Origin of the sequence: Dermacoccus nishinomiyaensis, from assembly GCF_900447535.1 — a bacterium.
In the GTDB taxonomy this organism is placed as follows: Bacteria; Actinomycetota; Actinomycetes; order Actinomycetales; family Dermatophilaceae; genus Dermacoccus; species Dermacoccus nishinomiyaensis.
Genome location: NZ_UFXX01000001.1, coordinates 1,931,761 through 1,955,501 on the forward strand (window position 1 = coordinate 1,931,761; position 23,741 = coordinate 1,955,501).

Sequence of the window (23,741 nt, forward strand, 5' to 3'; positions counted from 1 at the left end):
TCCTCTCGGATGCGCACTTTGGGACATGCGGCTTCTCGGAATGGCCTACCGACACGTTTCGAGCGCCGAGGGCGGCGGCCGTGCACCGGCCGACCGTCGTCCCGATCGTCTACGGCGGAGCCGCCTCGTGATTGCCGAAAAAGTCGGCGCATCGTTCCGCTACCCACGACGCACTACTCGAGGCGAGCCCCTTGACACGTGCGTCCGGGGGGCGTTCGCTGTCTATGGGGCGGCGTCGGAGAGGCCTTGCCAGAAAGACATCGAGCGACACAGTCGGATCGGAATAGACACGAAAGCAGTGGTGTACGAGGGGCCGACCTCCTTCGCGGCCGGCAAGGCAACCCCTTCTTGGATCGTCTCTCACGAAATCTCGCTGGACCGAGCCGCCGATGCCTACAAGAACTTCGACGCCAGGTCCAAGGGTTGGACCAAGGCTCTCATCAAGGCCGGCATGTCAAACGGAAAGAAGGAAAACTGAGATGGCAGCAGATCTTCAGGGCAAGAGGGTCGCGATCCTCGCCGCCGACGGAGTAGAACGCGTTGAGCTCGAACAACCCCGCGAAGCACTGGATCGGGCCGGCGCTCAGACCGAGGTCCTCTCGATCCACGACGGCGAGATCAAGGCCCGTAAGAACGACCTGGATGAAGCGGGCACGTTCACCGTCGACGGGTTGGTCACCGACGCCTCGGCGGGCGATTACGACGCCCTGCTGCTTCCCGGCGGCACGGTGAACCCCGACCAGCTCCGGGTCGACAAGGACGCCGTTTCCTTCGTCCGCGACTTCGTCGAGAGTGGCAAGCCCGTGGCGGCGATCTGTCACGGGCCCTGGACGTTGATCGAGGCTGGCGTGGTCGGAGGTCGCACCTTGACATCCTTCCCGAGCATCCGCACGGATCTGCGCAACGCCGGTGCGGAGGTCATTGACCAGGATGTCGTGGTCGACGGGAACCTGATCACCAGCCGATCACCCGAAGACCTGCCTGCGTTCTGCGATACGATCGTGGCGAAATTTGCGAGCAATTCGACCCAGGAAGAGGTGACGTCATGAGCGTGACGAAGGGTCTGCTTGTCAGGCTGGAGGCCCTGCCCGGCAAGGAAGACGAGGTCCAGGAATTTCTCGGCATCGGGCGAGGGCTCGTCGAGGAGGAACCGGCCACCATCGCTTGGTTCGCGATCCGTCTCGGCCCGTCCTCATTCGGGATCTTCGACGTGTTCCCGGATGACGCCGGCCGCGACGCGCACCTGTCCGGTGCAGTCGCTGCCGCTCTCGGCGAGCAGACCGGCAAGCTGTTCAGCGAGCCGACGATCGAGAAATTGGACGTCCTGGGCTCCAAACTCCCCGCCTGACACCACAGACCGGGAGTACTGGCCCAGAGAGGAGGGGTCGCTGCGCACGGTGACTTCGGGCTTACGCAGCCCGCTGACGTTGTGACAGCGACCCCTTCTCTTGCGGCCTATCGCTAATCACCAACAGATCGGGGAACCGCGATGACAGGAACTGACGACGGCGTTGCCACGACGCGTTCACCCGAGGTAGCGGTGATCGGGGGCGGGATCGTCGGTCTGTCGACGGCGTACGCGCTGCGGGAGCAGGGCGTGCCGGTGCGCTTGTACGAGGCTGGTGTGCCCGGGACGGGTCAGTCCGCAGGCGAGTCGCGGATCTTCCGGCATGCCCACGACGACCCGCGACTCGTCGCCTTCGCGCGCGAAAGCCGCGGCATATGGGATGAGTGGGCCGAACACTTCGACGTCGAGCTGGTCTCATCAGACGGTGTCCTGGCGATCGGAGACAGCGCCCTGGCGCGGCTGCGGGTGCTCGACCAGGTCGGCGGCGTGGAAGCGCGCGAGATCGACGCGGCCGAGGTCGCCCAGCGGATGCCGCTGCTCGCTGGGTACTCGGGGCCAGCGGTGCTCGACGAGTCGGGCGGCGCGATCCGCACCCGAGCCGCGATCAAGGCACTCACGGGTGCCCTCGCCGATGCGGTCACCACCGGTGAGGTCATCTCCATCGATCCCCGCGCCGACGGGACGGTCGAGGTGCGCAGCGTCACCGACCGGGCTGTCTACTCCAAGGTGGTCGTGTGCGCCGGCCGCGAAACCACCCGCCTGGCACGCAGCGTCGGCCTGTCGCTGCCGGTTCGCCTTGCCGCACACGTCAGGTTGACCTTCGACGTGAAAGCCGCCGCCCCGGCACGAGTCGCGTGCCTGCAGGACAGCAGCGGCGTCTTCGGTGAAGTCGGCGTCTACGCGACGCCGCTACCGGGCAACAGAAACTATTCGGTCGGGCTCAGCGACACCGTCGGCGTCCGCGACGACGGAACTTTCATCGACCCGGCGGCGATTCGATCGCTGGATGAACGCGCACGCGAATACGTGACACGGGCGCTGCCCGGTCTCCACCCAGAGCCGCGCGACTTCCTTCACTGCTGGGTGACCGACCTCCCGTGGAGTGAGGACGGCGTGGCCGTGTGGGAGGCAGACTCTGTCCTGTTTGTGGCTGGTCACAATTTGTTCAAGCAGGCACCTGCGCTGGGTCGCGCTCTTGCCCAGGCTGCGACCGGCGGCGGTGTCCGCGCCGAGCTCACGCCCGAAGCGCGCCTCGGCGAGGCCCAGAGCTAGGGCGTGTCCCCCAATCGCGGGGGACCCGCGATTCTGGCCGGCAAACTGTTCAGCGAACCCACGATCGAGAAGGTGGATGTCCCGGCCCTCTAAGCTCCCCGCCTGAGACTACGACCTCGTCGAGTGTGTCGCTGTGCGATGTTCAGATCGCGCAGCGACACACTCGTCACATTGAGGTCACGTTGGTGGCTGCCTGCAGTGCGGCGGCAAGGTAGCCCGCGGAAGCACCGACGCCCTTGTCCGCGACGTAGGCGGGCGTACCACCTGCAACCACGGTCCCGCCGGCGTCGCCCGCGCCGGGTCCAAGATCGATCACGTGATCGGCCACCGCGACGACGCGCATGTCCAGCTCTGCGGCGACGAGCGTGTTGCGCGCATCGAGCAGCGGTTCGTCCTGGCTCGTAGGAGCACCGGTTTCGCGGCTCGCATGCACGCTCGCCGAGGACGCGGTGTACCCGGCCTCACAGCGTGGCTGGGCGGGCGCGCTGGGTGCTGCTCGTAGACTGACTGGGTGGAGCTCGGGCAGAAACAGCAGGTGCGCTGGGTGCGCAGCCTGCTCGTCGCTGCCCTGACGGCGTGCTCGGCGGGCGCCGCGCACGTCGCCGGTGGCGGGCATCGCGCACCGGTGCTGCTGCTCATCTGCATGACGGTGATCGGCACGCCGATCATGCACGCGGTGAGCACGCGACGCTGGAGTTTCGCGCAGCTCGTCGGCGTCATGGCAGTCGCGCAGCTCGCGCTGCACGCGGCGATGTCGACGCTCATGCCCGCCTCGATGACGATGCCGCACCACGCGAGCGCCGCCGACGTCAGCGCCGACGGCACGAGCGCGACGATGGCCGCGAGCCATATCGGCATGACATGGCTGTTCGCCGCGCTCCTCGCGTACGGCGAGAGGGCGCTCGCCTGGACGATCCGCGTCCTCGTGCCGCAGATTCAGCTCGCGCCGTTCGGTGAATTTCCGACGGCCTGCACGGTGTTCGACGACATTCGTGCGCCCCGCCTGGTGACGCTGCACGCCCCGCGGGCCAGCCGCGCCCCACCGGTGAGTTTCGTTCTCTCGCACTGATCCTCGGGATCTTTTCCCTCTCTCACGGGCCTGGCCATCAGGGCTGTCGACATGCGCCTCACTGCTGTCGACCGAGCGTCCGCATCGTGCCGGTGCGGTGAGCCCTGGTGTCAGGGGGCCTGACGAGCGCACGACGGCATGAGCAGCCCGTGGCCGCGCGCCACGTCGGCGTCACCCCGTCGCGCATCGAGCGGCCCGGGCGCCCCGCGCGTCCTGCGTTTTCCGGCAGCCGTGAAATCACCGCAGCGTTCGTCGCATCCATCGGCGACGCCACCGACTCCCCAGGCCGTGAGAGCCGCCGCGACGCCACGTCGCACCCAGAACGAAAGACCTCACCATGAACATGACCATCACGTCCGCCACCCGCCGCACCCGCCGCCTGACGGCCGTCGCCCTTCTGACGCTCGCCACGCCGGCAGCGCTCACCGCCTGCTCGTCGGACGATTCGGGCACCTCGGGAGACTCCAAGAGCGCCGCATCGTCGGCGCCGGTCACGTCGACGTCAGCCACGTCGAGCGCCGACGCCACGATGGCGTCGCGCATCACGCCGTCAGACACCTGGGCGAAGGCCGCCGATTCGGGCATGAGCGCCGCGTTCGGCACGCTGAAGAACACCGGGACGAAGCCCATCGTCGTCACCGGCGCTCGCGGTGACGCCGGGCCGGTGCAGTTGCACGTCACGCAGAAGACCGCGACGGGCATGGAGATGAAGGAGACGAAGTCCTTCACCGTGCCCGCCGGCGGCTCGCTCGAGCTCAAGCCGGGCAGCAGCCACCTCATGTTCATGAATCTCTCGCACGCGCTCAAGGCAGGCGAGACGCAGAAGCTCACCGTGACGTTCGAGGACGGCTCGCACACCGACGTCAGCTTCCCCGTACGCGCCTATGACGGTGCGAAGGAGAAGTACGCGGGCTCCGGCCATGCGCAGCACTCGTCGGAGGCGAGCCACTCCGGCGACGCCCACTCGAGCGGCATGGGTTCGCAGTCGGCCGGCTCGACCATGCCCGGCATGTCGACCACCCCCTCCCACTGACCCTGACGGCCCGAAAGGCTCCCACGATGAAGAAGACCTATGCCGCCCTCGCGCTCGCCACGACGATCGCGTTCGCGCCCGCCGCATCAGCCCACGACGAACTGACCGGCACGACGCCGAAGAACGGCGCGACGGTGACGAGCGCGCCGTCATCGCTCGAGCTGGCGTTCGCCGAGAAGCCGCTCGCCGTCGGCAACCAGATCTCCGTCAAGGCACCGGACGGATCGACGTCGAAGGCCACGCCGAAGGTGGACGGCAGCACCGTCAGCGCCCCGTTCGCGGGCCACGGTGACGGCGCGTACACCGTGACGTGGCGCGTCGTCTCCAGCGACGGTCACCCCATCAGCGGGTCGTACACGTTCACGCTGAAGGGCGGCACTGCAAGCACTGCGGCGCCGTCGACGGCAGCGTCGTCCTCGGGCGGCGCCGCGTCGCCGTCACCGCGCGCGACGGCCACGACGAGGTTCGACTCGCCCGCTCCGTCGCCCGCGGCGGAGGCGCACCAGGACGCTGACGGCAGCGCCGCGTGGAACGTCATCGCCGCGGTGGCGGGTGTCGTCGTGGTGGTCGGCATCGGAGTCGCGCTCATGGCGCGGCGCCGTCGCGGCCAGTGAGCCTTCGCCGTCAGCGTCGTGACGATGCGCGGGGTGCCTCGACGGAGGTGCCCCGCGCAGGCCGCGGTCAGGACGAGGAGGGTTCAGGTGATGGTCCGTCACGCGTGGATCCGCAGTGCCCAGCCGGCCCAGCGGCGGCGACGGCCGGGGCGGCGCGCGAAGGTGGACGAAAATCGCAGAAGGGGACAGGAATCGCCGATGGGGGCGGGGCCTCGCGGCGGGGAGTGATCGCCGGGTCGTTCGCGAGCCTCGGTGCCGTTGCGCTCGCGGCGTGCGATCGCGCGGGGTCGGGAGCGTCGGCCTCAGGGGCGGGGCCAGGTTCTGGGGCGGTAGGTTCGGGATCCTCGAGTGCCTCGGCCCCTCAGGGCGCGCGTGCCAGCGCGTCGGCGCATCCGGCGCGCTGGCACGTGCCGAGCGGTGCGCCGCGTCAGTCGGGTGTGACGACGCAGCCCGGCACGCACGCGCACTGGATCGGCCTCGACCTCGCGCGCGATGCGATGAAGGACGACCTGCGTCGTGCGCTCGTCGTCGTCGACGACACCGCGTCGCGCTTCGTCGCGGGGTCGACGCCGCTGCCCGACGTCGCGCATGAACTCGCGTTCGATGCCGGCGGCGTCGCGATCGCCGTCGGCCTCGGGCCGCGCGTGTTCACGCTGCGCGGCATGAGGGCGAAGGCTCCGTCGTGGCTCGCGCCGATCCCCACGATGCCGATCGATCGGTTCGAGAAGCCTTGGGATCAGACGGATCTCGTCATCCAGATCGACGCGGCCAACCCCGTCGGGGTGAGTCACGCGGCGACGCAACTCTTCAGCGCGCTCAAGGGCATCGCGACGCCGCGCTGGCAGCAGCGCGGTTTCCACGCCGGCGCGCGCCCGAGCGATGCAGGTGTCACGCGCAACCTGTTCGGCCAGCTCGACGGGCAGGAGCAGCCGAACGTCGACGGCAACGAGGCCGACCGCGTGTGGAACGCCGCCACCACCGCCGCGCCGTGGATGGAGGGCGTCACCGGCATGGTGATCCGCCGTATCCGCATGGACGTCGACGTGTGGCAGACCCTCGATCGTGCCTCCCAGGAGAACGCGATCGGCAGGCGGCTGACGAACGGTGCCCCGCTGACGGGCGCGTCACCGCACGACCCGATCGACTTGGAGAAGACCGACGAGCTCGGCCTCAGCGTCATCAACCCGGCGGCGCACGTGCCGCGGGCGCGGCCGGCGAAGACGGGGGAGCGCATCCTGCGCCGCCCCTATAACTACGAGGACGCGCGCGCCGACGGCACGAGCGACCGCGGGTTGATCTTCGTCGCGTTCTGCGCCGACGTGGCCGCGCAGTTCGTGCCGATCCAGCGCCGCCTCGCCGAGGCCGACCTCCTCAACACCTGGACGACGCCCATAGGCTCCGGTGTGTACCTGCTGCCGAGCGCCCCGCGTCCGGGGAGATACCTGGGCCAGAACATCGTCGAGGCGTGACGCGCTGCGTGCACCTTGTCGGCAGGGTGCCTGCGAATGCCTCTTTCGTCACGTCGACAGGTGCCGCAAGGTGTCGAAAATCGCGGAATGACGGGGTTGTCGGTGGCGGATGCCAGAGTTCACATCGCAAACTCGTTGACGGGATCTGCCGCGCGTAGTTGACTGAAATCAAAGCATGTTCACGAACGAGGCGGCAGGTGCCGCCGGAGGAGTCAGCTCGATGAAGCTCGCCGGTCAGATCGTCTCCCAGCTCCAGGCCGCCGGTGTGCGCCGCATCTACGGCATCGTCGGAGACAGCCTCAACCCCATCGTCGACGCCGTGCGCAGCACCGGCGGCAGCGCGAAGGGTGGCATCGACTGGATCCACGTGCGCCACGAGGAGGTCGCCGCCTTCGCCGCGTCCGCCGATGCGCAGGTGACGGGCGAACTCGCCGTCTGCGCGGGCTCCTGCGGCCCGGGCAACCTGCACCTCATCAACGGCCTCTACGACGCGAACCGCTCCGGCGCGCCGGTGCTCGCCATCGCGAGCCACATCCCGAGTGCGCAGATCGGGCAGGACTACTTCCAGGAGACCCACCCCGACCGTCTCTTCACCGAGTGCAGCGTCTACTCCGAGCTCATCTCGACGCCCGTGCAGAGCCCCCGCGTCGTGCAAGCGGCGATCCAGCACGCCGTCACGCTCAAGGGTGTCTCCGTCATCACGCTGCCCGGTGACATCGCCGACGAGCCCGCCACCTCCGACGTGACGCCCGTCGCCGTGCCCGAGCCGGGCGTGCTCGTGCCGTCGGCCGGAGTCGTCGAGAAGCTTGCCGCCGAGATCAACGCGGCGGAGAAGGTCGCCATCTTCGCCGGCGCCGGTGCCGCCGGGGCACACGACGAACTCATGCGGCTCGCGAGCAAGGCCAAGGCGCCCGTCGGGCACTCGCTGCGCGGCAAGGACTTCGTGCAGTACGACAACCCGTTCGACGTCGGCATGACGGGCCTGCTCGGCTACGGCGCCGCCGCCGAGGGCATCGAGGAAGCCGACCTCATGATCATGGTCGGCACCGACTTCCCGTACGACCAGTTCCTGCCCGACACGCGCACCGTGCAGATCGATGCGCGCGCCGAGGTGCTCGGCCGCCGCACGGCCGTCGACCTGCCGATCCAGGGCGACGTCAAGGCGACTCTCGACGCCGTGCTGCCGCTCGTCGAGGAGAAGAAGAACTCGAAGTTCCTCGACAAGACGCTCAAGAAGCACGAGAAGCTCATGGACAAGGCGGTGGGCGCCTACACCCGCAAGGTGGAGAAGCACACCCCCATCCACCCCGAGTACGCCGCGTCGCTGCTCAACGAGGCCCTCGCGGACGACGCGATCGTCACCGCCGACACGGGCATGTGCAACGTGTGGTCCGCGCGCTACATCCAGCCGACGGGCCGCAGCCGCCTCATCGGCTCGATGCTGCACGGCTCGATGGCCAACGCGCTGCCGCAGGCCATCGGCGCCCAGTTCGCGCACCCCGACCGCCAGGTCGTCGCGATGTGCGGTGACGGCGGCCTGTCGATGCTCATGGGCGACATGCTGACGGCACGCGCCTACGACCTGCCGCTGACGCTCGCCGTGTTCAACAACTCGACGCTCGGCATGGTCAAGCTCGAGATGCTCGTCGACAAGCTGCCCGACTTCGGCGTCGACGTGCCCGAGGTCAACTACGCCGCCATCGCTCAGGCGATGGGCTGGCACGCCATCCGCGTCGAGAACCCGAAGGACCTCGAGAAGGCGTACGCCGAGGCGCTCTCGCACAAGGGCCCGAGCCTCGTCGACATCGTCACCGACCCGATGGCACTGTCGATCCCGCCGAAGATCACGAGCGACCAGGTGTTCGGGTTCGCGACGGCCATGTCGCGCATCGTGCTCAACGGCGGTGCGGGCGAGGCCGTCGCGATGGGCCGCTCCAACCTGCGCAACATCCCGCGTAGCTGGTGACGGCGCTCCTCGCCGCCGGCTGAGGCGGGCGGCGAGGCCGAGGACGAGAGCGGTCGCGTCCTGTTGTGGCGCGCCGCACGGCGTGAGTGCCAAGCGAAATCTGTCTGGGTTCTGCGATTTCCTCCGGGTGACACTACAGGTGTAGTGTCACTGGATGGGGCCTGGGCAAGTACGGTTGAACCAAGGCCCGGCAGCTCGCCGCGACGCGAGCGGCTGGCCCCCACCAAACCGCCCGCATCCCGTCCTTCGGAGGAAGCCCATGGCGCAGCGTCTCGACGAGTCTGCTCCTGCACAGACCACCGCTCGCGAGCAGATCCGTCAGTTCGCCCCCCGCCTCATCGTGCTCGCGCTCATGTGCGTGCTCGTGCAGGGCCTCATGGGGCTGTCGTACATGGGTGCCTTCGGCAAGCCGGAGGCGAAGAAGGCGCCGTTCATCGTCGTCAGCCACACCGAGGGCAACGCCGGCTACATTGCGAACAAGCTCAACGCCATCGCCGGTCAGCCCGTGCTCGCGACGATCAGCACCGACGAGAAGGCCGCCATCGAGCAGGTGAAGAAGGACAGGGCCGTCGGCGTCTACGTCTTCAACCCGAGCAAGACGGAGAAGAACCCGAAGGACACGCTCTACTACGCCTCGGCTCAAGGCGCCTCGCGCGCTCAGGTGGCGCAGACCGTCGCGACGAAGACGTCACAGAACGCGAAGCGCGGCCTCGTCACGCATGACGTCGTCAAGGCTGCGCCCGACGACGCCCGCGGAACCGCCGCGTTCTATCTCGTCCTCGCCTGGATGGTCGGCGCCTACCTGCTTCCCGCGTCGATGACGACCGTCGTCGGCAACCGCTCGCACACCGCCATCGGGGCGCGCATGCGTCTGCTGCTGTTCGCCGCGTACGCGGTGCTCTCGGGCATCGTCGGCACCCTGGTGGCGCAGCACATGCTCGACGCGCTGCCCGGCCCGTTCTGGAAGATGTCCGCCATGGGCATGGCGCTCGTCTTCGCCGTCAGCACGTTCACGTTCGGCCTGACGTCGGCATTCGGTTCGCTCGGCGTGGGCCTCGCGATCCTGCTGTTCGTCATCCTCGGCAACCCCTCCGCCGGCGGTGCGTTCGCCTACGACGTGCTGCCCGAGCCGTGGCGCTCGGTCGGCCCGTACCTGCCGAACGGCGCGGGCGTCGACGCCGTGCGCTCGATCGCCTACTTCGGCGGCGTCGACCTCACCCGCCCCCTGTGGGTCGTGGCGGTCTGGGGCGTCATCGGCCTGTGGATCCTGTTCATGATCGGCAACAACACCTACCGCTTCGCCCCGGGCGGCGTCGACGCGAGTGACGACGACGGCGTCGGTGCCGTCGGCGAGTTCGTCGAGCATCAACTCGGCCACCACCCGCCGCACAGGCAGGAGGGCGGGCGGGGGCCCGGCTACGAGCGCGAGTCGCGGGAGCGGGCGTCTGAGACCGCCTCGAACGATGACGTCGACGGCCGCGGCGACGCCGGCGACCGCACCGCGGAGCTTCCCCTGCGGCGCGACCGCCGCGAGCGTCACGACACCGCCGACCATCCCGGCGACGGCGACGCGCCGGCCTGACCGTCGCCGATCACAGGCCTGACGCGGCCCTGAGCGTCGCATCGAAACCACCTCTGGGGCTCAACCGGGCACCTAGGGGTGGTTTCTTCATCCTCTGGCCTCGGTAGCGTCGCGTCATGGCCGATTGTGCGCTCGAGTTGAGCTTCGACGAGCGCAGCGCCACCGCCGTCGAGGATCAGTGGCGGGCGCTGCGATTCCTCGGCCTGCCGTCGCAACTCGACCACCGTGGCATGACGAACGCGCCGCACCTGTCGCTCGTCGTCGCATCTGCGATTCCCGACGACGTGGTCGCCCGCGCCCGCGAGTTCTTCGCCGCCGCGTTGCCGATCCGTCTCGACGTGCGCGGCCTCATCGCGTTCGGCGCGGGCTCACGGGTGACGCTCGCGCACCTCGCCGAGCCGCCCCGTGCGGTCGTCGATGAGGTGACGGCGCTGCGCCAGGCGTCACCGCGCGTCCGCCACCCGGTGTGGACGCCGCACGTGACGCTCGGTCGGCGCATCCCGCGCGATCGACTCGGGGAGGCCATGGCCGCCGTCGACGCCCGCGGTGGTGAGCCGGCGCCTGACGTCCTCGTTGCCGACCGTCTGCGGTGGTGGGATCCCGCGACCGCGACGATCGACGTCCTCGCCCGAGCCTGACGTTGCCCCCGGCCCCACGGAGCCCCCGCGGCACCCGTCAGAGCCGCCGGCATCGCCCGGAAACGCGTCATCCTCGACGCGTTTCCGGGCGATGATCCGCTGCTTTCGGTCCGCGGTAGACGGCTGCTCGTCTCACGGGTCGGCGCGCGAATCGAGGGTTCATGAGGTGCGGGCCTAGCCTCGATCGTCATGAGCGCCCATGCCGAACGCACCTTCGCCGACCTCGTCACCGACGAACGTGAACTGCTGCTGTTCGCCATGACGCCCCCACGCGCGACGACGAGTGCCGAACGTGCGCAGGAGATCGCCGACGCGACCCTCACGCGTCTCGACGGCCTCGACGTTGACGCGCTCATCCTCTACGACCTCGACGACGAGTCGGATCGCACCGACGACGACCGACCGTTCCCCTACCTCGAGACGATGGACCCGGCCGACTTCCTCGCCGGCCCGCTCGCCGGGTGGGGTGGTAACGCGATCGTCTACCGCTGCGTCGGCAAGTACGACGAGGCGCAGCTGCGCGACTTCCTCACCTCACGCCGTCAGGGTGACGCGACCGTCTTCGTCGGCGCCAGTTCGTCCGACAAGCCGGTGCGGACGAGCCTGCCGCGCGCCGTCGACCTCGCCGCCGAGCACGAGCACGTGACGCTCGGCGGGGTCGTCATCCCCGAACGCCACGCACGCACCAGCGCCGAGCACGAACGGCTGCTGCGCAAGCAGGATTCGGGTGCGGCGTTCTTCGTCAGCCAGGTCGTCTATGACACCGGTGAGGCGAAGAACACGATCAGCGACTACGCCTACGCCTGCGCCGAGCGGGGCATCCGACCGGCGCGCCTCATCTTCACGCTGTCGCTGTGCGGCTCGGAGAAGACCCTCGACTTCCTCGAATGGCTCGGCGTCGACGTGCCCCGCTGGGTCGGCAACGAACTGCGCCGCAGCCACGACACCCTCGAGGCGTCCTACGAGCACTGCCTCGCCGCCGCGCACGAACTCGCACGTTTCTGCCGCTACCTCGACGTGCCGTTCGGCTTCAACATCGAGAGCGTGTCGACGCGCCGCGTCGAGATCGACGCGACGGTGCAGCTCGCCCAAGATGTCGCCCGGGTGCTCGGACGCGGCGCCGGCGGCGAAGCCGAGGTGCCGCCGCAGGAACGTCAACCGGAATCGGCGTTCGGCGCCTGACGGGGCCTGGCCGGGCGGCTCGGCGATCTGATCGCGCGTGAGGGGGTTTCGGCTCTGGAACCGCACAACCAGCCGCGCCGGGGTGGGCTTTTCGGCCTGCGGGGCTTCCATTCGTGACGCGCGGCTCAGGATCCCGCACCTCGGTTACGCTCGCGTAACTTTTGGCACGTCATTCCCCAACCGTTCCCGCGAAAAGATACTGTGTGGTAGGTCACATCGCGTGGCCGCTCCCTGCTGGTCCCCGGAAAACCCTGCCGCCCGAAGGAACCCCCATGCGCCGAAACCGTCTCGCCGCCGTCGCTCTCACGTTCGCCGCCACCTCCACCGCCTGCGTCACGACGATGGCTGCAGCGCCCGCCGCCCAGGCCGGCACCGCAACCTTCTACACCGCGCCCGCCAGCGTCCCGGCCACGCCCGGCACCCTCATCAAGAGTGAGCCGTTCTTCACCGGCCTCGGCGTCTACGGCAAGACGACGCGCATCATGTACTCGACACGCGACACGAACGACAAGCCGACCGCCGTCACCGGCGCCTACATCGAGCCGTGGGCGAAGTGGGCGGGCCCGGGCCCGCGTCCCGTCGTCAGCTTCTCCGTCGGCACGATCGGCCAGGGCGACCAGTGCGCGCCGTCGAAGATGCTCGCCACCGCGCTCAACCTCGAGGTTCCCGGCTCGATCGGGCTCAACTACGAGACGACCGCGATGAACAACCTGCTGTCGAAGGGAGTCGCCGTCGTCGTCACCGACTACGTCGGCCTCGGCATGAACGACCGCGTCCACAGCTACATGAACCGCGCCGACCAGGCCCACGCTGTTCTCGACGCGGCGCGCGTCGCGCGCAAGGTGCCCGGCGCGAGCGTCAAGGCCGACTCCAAGGTCGCGACGTACGGCTACTCCCAGGGTGGCGGCGCTTCCGGCACAGCCGTCGAGGCCGCGCCCACGTACGCGCCGGAGCTGAACGTCGCGGCCGCCTACGTCGGCGCGCCGCCCGCCGAGCTCAGCTCGGTGCTCTCCGGCGTCGACGGCAGCCCGATCGCCGGCGTCATCGGCTACATCATCAACGGCGCCGTCAGCGAATACCCGGGGCTGCAGAAGATCATCGACGACAACCTCAACGCCAACGGCAAGGCGATGCTCGCGAAGACGAGCGGGCAGTGCACCGCTGACACCGTCTTCGCGTTCGGTGGCAAGAAGACGGAGCAGTATACGAAGTCAGGCGAATCGCTCGCGCAGATCGTCGCGCGCGAACCGGCGCTGTCCGACTTCATCGACGCCCAGCGCATCGGCCGCCTCAAGCCGACGGCTGCCGTGCGCGTGGCGACGGCGAACGCCGACGATCTCGTCACGCACAGCCAAGCCCGCCAGCTCGCAGTCGACTGGTGCGGCAAGGGCTCCAACGTCACGTACGCGCCGCTGAGCAACCCGAGCGCCGGCACCAAGTCGATCCTCAACCACGCCGGCCCGCTCATCACCGACCAGTCGGCTGCGCGTGACTGGGTCGTCGACCGTCTCGCCGGCAAGCCCGCGGCGTCGAACTGCGGTTCCATCGCCGGGATGCCGTGACACCGGGACGCCGTGCGATCTGACGCGTGATCGACGAACCGCCCGAGAATCCTCGTGATTCCGGGCGGTTCGTTCGTACCGGCCCGTCCGGCCTGCAGCCGGCCGCCGGGCAACGTGAGCAGCGGTTTGGCGGGGCCCGCCCTTGCCGTCGTTGTGGGGGGGCGCATGGAGCGCGCGGGGCTGACACTGCGGCGTGTTTCACGTGAAACACCGCAGCCCCCGTCTCGTCGACGGGGGCTGCGGTGTCGCGCTCGACCTTGGGGCCGAGACGCGTCAGTGCGTGCGGCGCTCGATCAGCGTTCGGTGGATGATCGAACCCGCGCCGATGCCGATGGCCAGCGCGGCGAAGAACGCACCCATGGCCGGGTACTTGAGGAAGATGACGGGCGAGAGGGCGACCAGCACGAGGCAGATCGCCGCCATGCCGGCCGGCGGCAGCTTGAGGAATGTCTTGTATGCCGCGAACCCGAGGACGTTGCCGAGCAGCCAGCCGGCGAGGGGGTCGATCAGCCAGCTCGGCTCGGGCAGCAGACCCTTCTCGGGCTGGAAGATCCACAGCAGCAGGATGAGCACGCCGAGGGCCGTGACGTCGATAGCGACCCAGGCGGCGGTCGGGAACGTGAAGTCGTCGTCGCGACGCTCCGTGGGTGAGGTGCTCATGCCAGACCTTTCAGCGTGGACTCTCGGCGAGGTCGACGGGCGTCGACGTCGAACGTCAGCGCGTCGGCAGACACGCGTTCCTTCATTTTCCCCGCAACGGCGCATCCGGCGCCACCGATTCGGTCAGATTGGTGCCGGATAGCCTGCCCTGGGCAGGGCTATCAGCCCCCGCGCCGCATCTGCATGACGATGAAGCACGTGACGCCGACGACGATCGCGAGCACGACGGCGAGGGAACCGCCCGACAGGCGCGCGAGTGCGATGCCCAGTGCGACACCGCACAGGGCGAGGAGAAAGGCGCGCAGGCGCGGGGACGACGTCATCGCTCCAGCGTAGATCAGGCGGGCGGGTTGGGACGGCGGCGGCGGCGGGTGCGTCGGATCGTGACGCGAAGCCCGCGCGCGGCGCTCGTGCCGAACACGAGCCCGAGAGCGATCCCGACGATGGCGCCGGAGGCATTCGTCGCCGTCTTCCACGACTCATGCGGGTCGATGGCGAGCTGAGTGACGCTGACGAGCCCCAGCGAGCCGGGCACGAGCAGCCAGAAACTCGGCAGGAACAACACCATGCGCGGCAGCGTCGGGCGGGCGAGCGCCATCACCCATGCGCTGAAGGCGGCGATGAAGGCGCCCGCGCACGCGCCGGCCCAGGCGGGGTAGGCGAGCCAGTTCTGGATCGACCACTGCGTCGCGTACGTCAGCGTCGTCACGGCGAGCACCCAGGGTGCGAGGCGCCGCGGCACCGACTCCATGAGGCAGATGCCGATCGTCACCGCCCCGAGGCCGATGAACCCGGCGAGCGGGCCCAGCTCGTCGACGCGGGTGTTGACGAAGGCGCTGCTCGGCGCGTGCGTCAGCAGGCTCGCGCCGGCGACGCCTGCGGCGAACATGACGAGTTGCGCCGTGCCGTGCGCGAGGCGCGCGGCGCCGCTGACCATGGCGCCGGCGACGAGTTCGCTGAGGCCCGTGACGATGAGAGCGCCCGGCAGCAGCACCGCGACGGGTGGCAGCATCGTGCGCAGCGGACTGGCGACGAGACCGGCGTCGAAGGCGGCAAACGCGGCGGCCGCGACGATGAACCCGGCGAACAGCGGCAGCAGTGCCGCCGGGACGAGACGACGGCCCGTCAGGCGGATCAGGGCGACGGTGACGGGGCTCGCCAGGGCCGCGAACAGCACGCTCGACCAGGTCGGTTGCAGGATCCCGGCGATGCCCGCTGCGACGACGAGGCCGCCGAGGTACATGCCGACGACGGGAAAGCGGGCGCGTTGCCTCCTCAGGCCGCGCAGCGTGGCGAGGGCGTCCGCAGGCGTCAGCGACCCCATCTCCAGACCGTGCTGGATCGCGGCGACACGCGCCGTCTGATCGAGTCGCAACGAACCCTCGACGGACTCGAACGTCGCTGGCTCACCATGGCCGAGTCCCAGCGTCACGCCGTTAGGGTTGGCCTGCATCTGCACGCCGGGCAGGCCGATGGCGCGGGCGGCGCGCACGACGTCCTCCTCCGCCTCGTGCGCCCCCGCTCCGGCGGCCATGTGAGCAGCCGCGAGATAGACGAGCAACTGACGCGTCTGCGCGGGCGTCATGCGGTCGTCAGCGGGGGACGCGGCACCTTGCGCGCTCCTCGGCGCGGCCCCTTGCGCGACGCTCGGCGCGACGTCGCGCGCATGCGTCGTCTGCGGCGACGGGTCGGACGGGATGGACGAGCTCACCCGGCGATCCTAGAGCCGCCGGAGGCACCGAGCGTCCGCGCAAGGCTCCTCGCCCCGTCGCTGCGCCACCGCAGCCCCGCCGTTTGACGTCGCCGCCCGACGTCGCAGCGCCCGAGAACTCGCGGCCACCTGGCCCGTGCCCGACGGCGATTCTTGTCCACGTCAGCGATTTTCGGCCACCTTTACTGCCAGTGGCCGAACTGTTTACCTGCAGTAAAAGTGGACGAGAATCGCGGAGGTGTCAGGCCTGCAGGTGCGCGACGCGGTAGCTGGCGGCCATGCGACTGAAGGCGAGGGCGTCGGGTTCGAGGAAGCAGGCGGTGGCCCACACGTCGGCCCAGACCAGATCCGGCCCGACGACGGTGACGCTCGCACACCCGCACCCGTGCCCCATCGGCGATTCCTGTCCTCTTCTGCGATTTTCGTCCACATTCGTCCTCGGATCGACGATGTGGGCGCCGCGCTGCGCGGTGCCTGATGTCGCCAGCGCGCCCTGCGTCAGCTCGATCGTCGCGACGACGCTCGCCGCGTCGCGCGGATCGCTGATGCCGACGCGCCACACGCGTTCGATGCTTGCACTCGCGCCCGCCCCCGCGTCGCACGTCAGGTCACCGCCGGCGTTGAGGCAGAACACGATTCCGGGGACGGCGCGCAGGACGTCGGCGGCACGCTCGACGGCGAAACCCTTGACGAGGCCCGTCGGGTCGTACCCGCGGCTGCCGTCGGGACCGACGAGGTCGGTCGTGAACAGGCCATTCGTGACGGTCGCGGCTTCCTCGCACAACGCGCGAACGTCTGCGTACCAGGGGTCCGCCTCGGTCTCGTCGAGCTCACCGCGGCGAATACGCATGAGGTCGCTGTCGGCGCGGTAGGTCGAGAACACGTCGTCGGCGCGGTGCAGGGCGGCGAAGGCGCGGTGGGCTGCGTCGGCCAGTTCGTCTGTGCGTGAGTCGAACTCGTCGTGTGCGACGCGAATATGGAGCGAGACGGCCATGCCCATCGTGTGTTCGACGAACGCTCGGGTGCGCCACGGCGGTTCCGGGGTGGTGGGCATCATGATCTCTTCTCGCGTCGAAGCGGTCGTCATCATCGCGGGCTCAGATGTGGGCCTGGTCGAGCGCCGACTGCAGGCTCTGGATGTAGCCCGTCGAGGTGTACGTCGCGCCGGAGACCATGTCGATCGAGCTCGTCGTCGTGCCCGTCGCCTCGGAGTTGAGCGTCGGGATGGCCACGGAGTTGATCTCCTGATCGCGCGAGTTCTCGCTCGGGTAGACGATGGCCTCCGACGAGGTGACCTTTCCGTTCGCGACGGTGATGCGCACCTGCACCGGCCCCCAACGCGTATCGACGCTCGTGCCCGTGTAGGTCGCGGACTTCGCCGAGCCGGACGTGGAAGCCGAGGCCGCGGGCGTCGAACCCGAACCGGTGCCGGACCCCGATGTCGTCGTCTGCGTCGATCCCGCCTCGCTCTGGCCCGTCGTGGTGTTCTGCTGCATCGCAACGGTGTTCGACGCCCCAGCCCCGCCGGCTGCGACTGCCTCGGTCGACGTGCGGTAGCTGAACAGCAGCACCAGCAGCGTCAGCGTGCTCATGGCCCACCAGGTGATGCGTTTCATGATCGTCCTCGCTCAGTAAGTCAGTAGGTTCAGTAGGTGAAGTGCTCGACGTGGATCTGCTCGCGCGGCACGCCGATCTCGCACAGCGCCCGCTCGACCGCGCGCATCCACCCGGCCCCGCCGCAGACGTAGACGTCGCGTTCGCGCACGTCCGGGCAGGCGAGCAAGAGGGCGTCGGCGTCGCTGAGGTGACGGTGATCCTCGGGCAGCCAGCTCTCACGGCCGGGGATGCGGTGGCCGCGCAGCACGATGTACTGGCCACCGCGCGCGGCGGTGATGGCCTCGATCTCGTCGTCGAGCACGAGGTCGTCGTCGGTGCTGTGACGGTGGATGACGGTCGCGTCGAGCCGCCCCGTCGCGGGGTCGCTCGGCAGTTCGTCGAGCAGGGCGCGTAGCGGCGTGATGCCGATTCCGGCGCCGATGAGCAGCGACGCCCGGGTGCGAGCCGCACCTGCGTGCATGCGACCGTACGGTCCTTCGAGGAGGACGCGCGTCCCCGGCGTCAGCGTCGACAGGCGGCGTGAGCCGTCGCCGATCATCGCGGCGGTGAAGCGTAGCTCGACCTGCCCGTCGTCCCTCACGCGAGGCGCGGCGGACAGCGAGTACGGGTTCGCGCGCGTCACGCCCGGCCCGCCGAAGCGCCACTGCAGGAACTGGCCGGCGCGCGCGTCGAGTGCGGCCGTGGCACGCCCCACGGCGCTCACGTTGACAACGCCGGGCGCGATCTCCTCGACGTTCGTCACGCGCAGGCCGGCGCGCTGGGTGCGCGCGAGCGGTAGCAGCACGCGGAACACGATGACGGTGAGCGCCACCGCCGCGTACAGGGCCCACCAGAACGTCGTCGCGACGGGCGAGGCGAGGAAGTCGCGGCCCGTCCACAGCTGGTGCGGTAGGGCCAGACCCACGCCGAGGTAGGCGTACAGGTGCAGCAGATGCCAGCTCTCGTAGCGCAGCGCGCGCGAGCGCGGGGACCGAGTCGCGCTACCGGGGCGCAGCGGTTTGATGCTGGTGACGACGACTAGGCACAGCGCGACGGTTCCGGCCAGGGCGAGCAGCATCGCCGGGTAGGTGAGGGTGAAGTCGACGATCTGCCCCCAGATGCTCTGGTGCGCGTCGGCGGCGTAGCCGAGCGTGATGAGGGCGATGTGGGCGAGCATCAGCGTGAAGCTCGAGAAGCCGACCCAGCGGTGCAGGCGCGTCAGCCCATCCTGCCCGAAGGCCTGCTCCACGAACGGAACTCGCGCCATGAGCAGCACCTGCAGCAGGAGCAGGTAGCTCGCGATCAGACCCGTGAGGCGGCCCGATTCGTCGAGGACACCCGACGTGGACGTCAGGCCGGCAATCCCGCCGTTCGTCACCCACAGGGCGACGACGAACAGGCCGAGGCCCCAGGCGACGACGATGCTCGTGTCACGCCACCAGGAGGGGATGACGCGCGGTTCGCGTGGTGCCGCGGCGGCGGAGGCGCCGAGTCTGTTCGGTGTCGGCGGCATGGTGACCTGCGTGCTCATGACGCCACTGTCCCGCCCTCACTTCACCACCCCGTATGGCGTCGCTGTGAGGCGGCTATGAGGGCGTCGGAGCCGTACCCATCTGCGATGTTCGTCCACATTTACTCCTGGTAAACGGGTACGAAAATCGCAGATGGGTACGCCCGCCCCGTTCAGAGCGAGCGGGGCTCCTCGGAGCGGGTGGCAGCAGATTCGCCTCTCGACTCACGACGGCGCCGCGTGCGCAACGGCACCAGCTGGAGACAGAGCGCGGCCAGCGTCACCAGGCTCAACGCCGCGGCCGCTCGGAAGTGCGGCGGCTGGTAGGCGAAGCTGATCGTCGACCGGCCTCCGGGCGCCCGAACGGTCTGGAAGAGCTGGTTCGGCCCACTGGGCAGGTGCTTCTTCGTGCCGTTGATCGTCGCGGACCATCCCGGCGTGCTCAGCTCGCGGCGCACGAGCGTCGTCGGCCGGGCACAGTCGAGCGTCACCGATTCGCGCGTCTGCTTCTCGACCCGGCATGCACCACGCGTGTCGTAGTACGGGCGGGCCGCGGCGTCCTCGAAGATCTCGGCCTTCTTCGACCCGAACACCCGGCGCAGCCCCAGGCGTGAGGCGCTCGCGCCGTCGACGACGCCCGGCGCGGCGACGACGTACCTCACGCCCGCGTCACGGTAGGCCGCCTGCTGCTGGCCGTATGCCGCGAGGATGCGTTTCTGCCCCCAGGCCGGCGAGTTACGGGTGACGAGCAGATAGGGCATGAAGGGGTTGAACCCACGCGTCGGCCTGATGTACGCGGGCGTGCCCTTCGGTGGCCGCAGATGATCCATGACGTACGTGCTGTACTTCTCCGGCACCGGCAGGTCGTTGACGTTGAGTTCCGCGATCTGCCAGTACGAACCGTAGTTCGGCTGGATCGGCCCGAGGGTGAAGAACCGCGACGTGCCGAGGTGCTCCTGGAGGTAGGCCGGGGGCGCCGTGTCAATGGGCTTTGGGGGGCTCGCGTTCAGCTGGGGAGTCGCGTACGAGGCGCCCGCCTCGGCGACGATGACGAGACCCGCCACGAGCGCGGCGCTCGCGGCGCGCTTCGTCGGACGGGGGCGCGTACCCGCACCGCCCGTCTCGGGGCCCGCGGCCTTCGCTCGCGAACCCCACGCGAACGCGGCCGTCAGCGCCATGATGACGAACCCGAACAGTCCCGCGGCGACGCTCGTCCACGTGGGGTGGGACACGCGGTCGGACAGTGCGAGATAGATGACTCCGGCCGTCACGTACGCCGTCGCGACAGCCGCTGCAGTCCAAACGGCGCCTCGGCGCACGCGGCCGCGGCCGAGGTCGTCGAGGCCGTACGCGGTCAGCAGCGTGAACGCGAAGACGAGCAGGATGATGCCGTACTTGTAGAGCAGGACGAGGTCGACACCGGGGATGGCGTACAGCACTCTGTTGACGACCTCGACGCCGAACATGTTGAGCATGAGCAGCGTGATGAGGGTGACGAGCATGATCTTCACGCCGCGTGGGTGGCGGCCGAACAGACCGATGACGGCGCACAGCAGCGACGCGAGCGTCACGTAGCCGGCCACGCCGTTCATCAAGGTGCTCGAGCTGAAGGGGCCTGCAAGGTATTCACCGAAGAGGCCGTAGAACGCGTACGCGTGGTACCTCCACGGCGGGCGTTCACCACCACCGTGGTAGGCGGTGAACGCGAAACCGAGGAAGTGCTTCAGGGTGAGCAGAAGGGGCGCAGCGAGCGCGATTCCGGCGACGGCCCCGACGCCGTTCCACATCAGGAAACGCAGGCGACTCGGTGCGAGCGCGGGGGTGCGTACCAGCACCCATGCGGCGATCACGAGCCCCTGGATGAGGGCCGTCTCGGGGAACCCGGCTGACAGCATCCACGCCAGGCCGAGCGCGATGACGACGATGCCCACGCGCGGCCGGGTGCGGCGTCGGACGTCGGAGGCGACGAGCTCGACGCCCCACAGCACCATCGGCAGGAAGGCGATGGGGTTGAACGGCGCGTTCGTCATGACGGAGAAGACTCCGTTGATCGCGAACAGGATGCCGCCGACGGTGGAGGCCACCCAGGTGAGGCGCAGGCTGCGCAGGAAGGCCAGCATCGTGAGGCCGGCGACCAGCTCGAGCGCGAGGTGCATGAGGAACGAGCCATTGGGCAGCAGGTTGAGCATGATGAACGGCTGGAAGAACGCGGCGGACTGCTGTTCGCCCGCCAACGGCTGCCCGAGCCCCTCGAACGGGTTCCACAGCGGCACCTGCCCGTTCTTCCACATCTGCGCCGACAGCTTGCCGAGCGACTGCACCGTCCACCCGTCGTTGGCGTCGATGGTGTGGGGATAGTGCCCGCTGTCGGGGCCGATGTCCGTCAGCCCATGCGTCGGCGAGCCGAGCCCCGAGTGGTACAGCATCGGGTCATTGCTGCGGACGCCGAGCAGGTAGACGGCGTTCGCGAGCAGGACGGCGAGCACCACGAGGCCTGAGGCGATGATGGCGGGGCGTGATCTCGAGAAGCTGAAGCGTCGCCGTTCTGCGCTGCCGCTCTGGCGCCCTGTGACGGTGCTCACGCGACCGGGGGGAGCCGCAGGTAGGCCAGGCGGGCGTTCTCCTGCCGCTGGCGCAGGTTGCCGTTGAGGATGATGCCGACGACGATTGCCAATGCCCCCACGATCGCGAGCCCCGTGACGAAGATGGCGGTGGGGAGCCGCGGCACGGTGTGCGTGTCGGCGTAGGTGAGGAACAGCGGGATGCTCATCACGGTCGACAGCAGCAGGAACAACGCTCCGATGCCGCCGAAGAAGGCGACAGGGCGTTCGTACTGCAGCAGCGTGGCGATGACGCGCAGGATGCGGAAGCCGTCGTGGTACGTGCGCAGCTTCGACTCACTGCCCTCGGGGCGGTCCTTGAACCCGACGGGGACCTCGACCTGCGGCACGCGCAGGTTGACGGCGTGGACCGTCAGCTCGGTCTCGATCTCGAACTCGCGCGAGAGGGCAGGGAAGGACTTGACGAAGCGTCGGCTGAAGATGCGGTAGCCGGAGAGCATGTCCGTGACCGGCTCACCGAACAGGCGGCCGACGAGGTTGTTGAACGCCTTGTTGCCGGCGGCGTGGCCGGGGCGGTAGGCCGACTCGTCCGAGTCCTCGGTGCGCACGCCGAGCACGTGGTCGTACGGGCCCGACAGGAGCGTCTCGATCATGTGAGGCGCCGCGGCGGCGTCGTAGGTGTCGTCACCGTCGATGAGGAGGTAGATGTCGGCGTCGATGTCGGCGAAGGCGCGGCGCACGACGTTGCCCTTGCCCTTGCGCTGCTCGAAGCGGACGATGGCGCCGGCCTCGGCGGCGACCTGCGACGTGCGGTCGCTCGAGTTGTTGTCGTAGACGTACACCGTGATGCCCGGAACGGCGGCCTTGAGGTCGCGGATCACGGTCGGGATCGCGACTTCCTCGTTGTAGCAGGGCACGATGGCCGCGATGTTCATCTCACTCATATGGCGCTCGGGGGCGTCGACAGTCATGGCGCGATTGTACGAAGCCGCAGGGGGTGAACGCCGCAGGACGCGCGGGTGACGCCGTCTTCGGATCGCAATTCATCGCGTGGGGGTGCGTCTCTGTCGCGGTCTTCGGGGACGACGGCGCTGTACCCGTCTGCGATGTTCGTCCACATTTGCTCCCGGAAAACGGGTACGAAAATCGCAGATGGGTACGGGCCCTCGGTCAGATGGCGCAGTGGTCAGCGTCGCAGGTGCCGGCTTGGCCATGAGTGCCTGAGGCCCTGCCGGCGTCCGAGGTGGCCGTACGACCCTGCCAGGCCTGCGTCAGGGCGCGCTCGAACGTCTCGACGGGCTGCGCACCGGAGACGGCGAGGCGCTCGTCGAGGACGAAGAACGGCACACCGGTGATGCCGATCTGACGCGCCGCCGCTTCGTCGGCGCGCACGTCCTGAGTGAACTCGTCACCGGCCAGGACGCGGCGGACGTCGTCGGCGGGCAACCCGATCTCCTCGCCGAGACGCTGCAGTTCGTCGACGTCGCCGATCGAGACGCCCTCTGTGAAGTACGCGTGCATGAGGCGCGTCTCCGCCGCGGTCGCGAGTCCGTGATGCGCTGCGAGATGGATGAGGCGGTGCGCGTCGAACGTGTTGCCGTACTTCGCGTCCTGCCAGTTGAACGTCAGGCCGACGGCGGCCGCGCGCGCTGCGACGTCCCGCTGGCTCGCCGCCGACTGCTCGGCGCTGATGCCGTACTTCGTCGCAATCGTGTCGACGAGCGTGCGGCCGGGCTCACGCTCTATGCTCGGGTCGAGTTCGTAGCTGTGCCAGACGATCTCGACGTCGTCCGCGTGCTCGAAGTTCTCGAGCGCCAGCTCGAGGTGACGCTTGCCGATGACGCAGAACGGGCAGACGATGTCGCTCCAGATGTCGATCTTCATACGGGTGTCAATACCGTTGAATGTTCAACTATTCCGACATGTGCTGGCTGCGACGATCCGTCCCGCCGACGGCCGGAAGCGGGT

Annotated in this window: 22 protein-coding genes and 1 pseudogene; 13 read left to right on the plus strand and 10 right to left on the minus strand. The window is 69.2% G+C overall.

Features of this window, described 5'->3' with window-relative positions:
• Positions 1-298 precede the first annotated feature (298 nt).
• The 4 genes from DYE07_RS08980 (at position 299) to DYE07_RS08995 (ending at position 2,620) form a co-directional block, all read left to right on the plus strand.
• Positions 299-478, plus strand: coding sequence for a hypothetical protein (locus DYE07_RS08980; RefSeq protein WP_202775034.1), 180 nt, complete (start codon positions 299-301; stop codon positions 476-478).
• Position 479: 1 nt separating this feature from the next.
• Positions 480-1,049, plus strand: a complete 570-nt coding sequence (locus tag DYE07_RS08985; RefSeq protein ID WP_115296801.1) for a type 1 glutamine amidotransferase domain-containing protein — start codon at positions 480-482, stop codon at positions 1,047-1,049.
• Complete coding sequence (locus DYE07_RS08990) at positions 1,046-1,348, plus strand: putative quinol monooxygenase (protein WP_006945020.1); 303 nt, start codon at positions 1,046-1,048, stop codon at positions 1,346-1,348. Before DYE07_RS08985 ends, DYE07_RS08990 begins: the two co-directional genes overlap by 4 nt.
• 192 nt (positions 1,349-1,540) lie before the next feature.
• On the plus strand, positions 1,541-2,620 hold the full coding sequence (locus tag DYE07_RS08995; RefSeq protein WP_115296802.1) for an NAD(P)/FAD-dependent oxidoreductase: 1,080 nt from the start codon (positions 1,541-1,543) through the stop codon (positions 2,618-2,620).
• A gap of 166 nt (positions 2,621-2,786) precedes the next feature.
• Here DYE07_RS08995 and DYE07_RS09000 read toward each other — a convergent pair.
• A pseudogene (locus DYE07_RS09000) lies at positions 2,787-3,011 on the minus strand (ethanolamine utilization protein); the annotation flags it as partial.
• Positions 3,012-3,131: 120 nt separating this feature from the next.
• Here DYE07_RS09000 and DYE07_RS09005 point away from each other — a divergent pair.
• The 9 genes from DYE07_RS09005 (at position 3,132) to DYE07_RS09050 (ending at position 13,735) form a co-directional block, all read left to right on the plus strand.
• On the plus strand, positions 3,132-3,689 hold the full coding sequence (locus DYE07_RS09005; protein WP_062257234.1) for a hypothetical protein: 558 nt from the start codon (positions 3,132-3,134) through the stop codon (positions 3,687-3,689).
• Between the two features lie 337 nt (positions 3,690-4,026).
• Positions 4,027-4,722 (plus strand): copper chaperone PCu(A)C, encoded by a 696-nt coding sequence (locus tag DYE07_RS09015; RefSeq protein ID WP_202775033.1) that lies wholly within the window; start codon positions 4,027-4,029, stop codon positions 4,720-4,722.
• 26 nt (positions 4,723-4,748) lie between these two features.
• Entirely contained in the window at positions 4,749-5,336 is a 588-nt protein-coding gene (locus DYE07_RS09020) for a copper resistance CopC family protein (RefSeq protein WP_115296803.1), read from the plus strand.
• A gap of 407 nt (positions 5,337-5,743) precedes the next feature.
• On the plus strand, positions 5,744-6,805 hold the full coding sequence (locus DYE07_RS09025; protein ID WP_062256377.1) for a Dyp-type peroxidase: 1,062 nt from the start codon (positions 5,744-5,746) through the stop codon (positions 6,803-6,805).
• 220 nt (positions 6,806-7,025) lie between these two features.
• Positions 7,026-8,771: a pyruvate dehydrogenase gene (locus DYE07_RS09030; RefSeq protein WP_115297133.1), complete on the plus strand. Its 1,746-nt coding sequence runs from the start codon at positions 7,026-7,028 to the stop codon at positions 8,769-8,771.
• Between the two features lie 259 nt (positions 8,772-9,030).
• Positions 9,031-10,353, plus strand: coding sequence for a hypothetical protein (locus DYE07_RS09035; RefSeq protein ID WP_115296805.1), 1,323 nt, complete (start codon positions 9,031-9,033; stop codon positions 10,351-10,353).
• 116 nt (positions 10,354-10,469) lie between these two features.
• Positions 10,470-10,991 carry a 2'-5' RNA ligase family protein gene (locus DYE07_RS09040; RefSeq protein WP_115296806.1) on the plus strand — a complete coding sequence of 174 codons (522 nt, stop codon included), beginning with the start codon at positions 10,470-10,472 and terminating at the stop codon, positions 10,989-10,991.
• Positions 10,992-11,180: 189 nt separating this feature from the next.
• Positions 11,181-12,173 (plus strand): hypothetical protein, encoded by a 993-nt coding sequence (locus tag DYE07_RS09045; RefSeq protein ID WP_006945018.1) that lies wholly within the window; start codon positions 11,181-11,183, stop codon positions 12,171-12,173.
• A gap of 272 nt (positions 12,174-12,445) precedes the next feature.
• Positions 12,446-13,735, plus strand: a complete 1,290-nt coding sequence (locus DYE07_RS09050; protein ID WP_115296807.1) for a lipase family protein — start codon at positions 12,446-12,448, stop codon at positions 13,733-13,735.
• Between the two features lie 273 nt (positions 13,736-14,008).
• Here the strand turns inward: DYE07_RS09050 and DYE07_RS09055 are convergent, their stop codons facing one another.
• From DYE07_RS09055 to DYE07_RS09090, 9 genes are all read right to left on the minus strand, one after another.
• Entirely contained in the window at positions 14,009-14,395 is a 387-nt protein-coding gene (locus DYE07_RS09055; protein WP_074046410.1) for a hypothetical protein, read from the minus strand.
• Positions 14,396-14,556: 161 nt separating this feature from the next.
• Positions 14,557-14,718 (minus strand): hypothetical protein, encoded by a 162-nt coding sequence (locus DYE07_RS14755; protein WP_006945173.1) that lies wholly within the window; start codon positions 14,716-14,718, stop codon positions 14,557-14,559.
• A 14-nt stretch (positions 14,719-14,732) separates the two neighbouring features.
• Positions 14,733-16,106 carry a threonine/serine exporter family protein gene (locus tag DYE07_RS09060; protein WP_202775032.1) on the minus strand — a complete coding sequence of 458 codons (1,374 nt, stop codon included), beginning with the start codon at positions 16,104-16,106 and terminating at the stop codon, positions 14,733-14,735.
• A 241-nt stretch (positions 16,107-16,347) separates the two neighbouring features.
• Complete coding sequence (locus tag DYE07_RS09065) at positions 16,348-17,163, minus strand: FAD:protein FMN transferase (RefSeq protein WP_083603971.1); 816 nt, start codon at positions 17,161-17,163, stop codon at positions 16,348-16,350.
• Between the two features lie 40 nt (positions 17,164-17,203).
• Entirely contained in the window at positions 17,204-17,722 is a 519-nt protein-coding gene (locus tag DYE07_RS09070) for an FMN-binding protein (protein WP_074040838.1), read from the minus strand.
• A gap of 29 nt (positions 17,723-17,751) precedes the next feature.
• The gene (locus DYE07_RS09075) at positions 17,752-19,233 is read right to left on the minus strand and encodes a ferredoxin reductase family protein (protein WP_115296808.1); all 1,482 of its coding nucleotides are present in this window, start codon (positions 19,231-19,233) and stop codon (positions 17,752-17,754) included.
• 152 nt (positions 19,234-19,385) lie between these two features.
• Positions 19,386-21,794: a glycosyltransferase family protein gene (locus tag DYE07_RS09080; protein WP_147286913.1), complete on the minus strand. Its 2,409-nt coding sequence runs from the start codon at positions 21,792-21,794 to the stop codon at positions 19,386-19,388.
• The gene (locus DYE07_RS09085) at positions 21,791-22,744 is read right to left on the minus strand and encodes a glycosyltransferase (RefSeq protein ID WP_074040500.1); all 954 of its coding nucleotides are present in this window, start codon (positions 22,742-22,744) and stop codon (positions 21,791-21,793) included. Before DYE07_RS09085 ends, DYE07_RS09080 begins: the two co-directional genes overlap by 4 nt.
• A 199-nt stretch (positions 22,745-22,943) precedes the next feature.
• Entirely contained in the window at positions 22,944-23,657 is a 714-nt protein-coding gene (locus tag DYE07_RS09090; protein WP_115296810.1) for a DsbA family oxidoreductase, read from the minus strand.
• Positions 23,658-23,741: the final 84 nt, after the last annotated feature.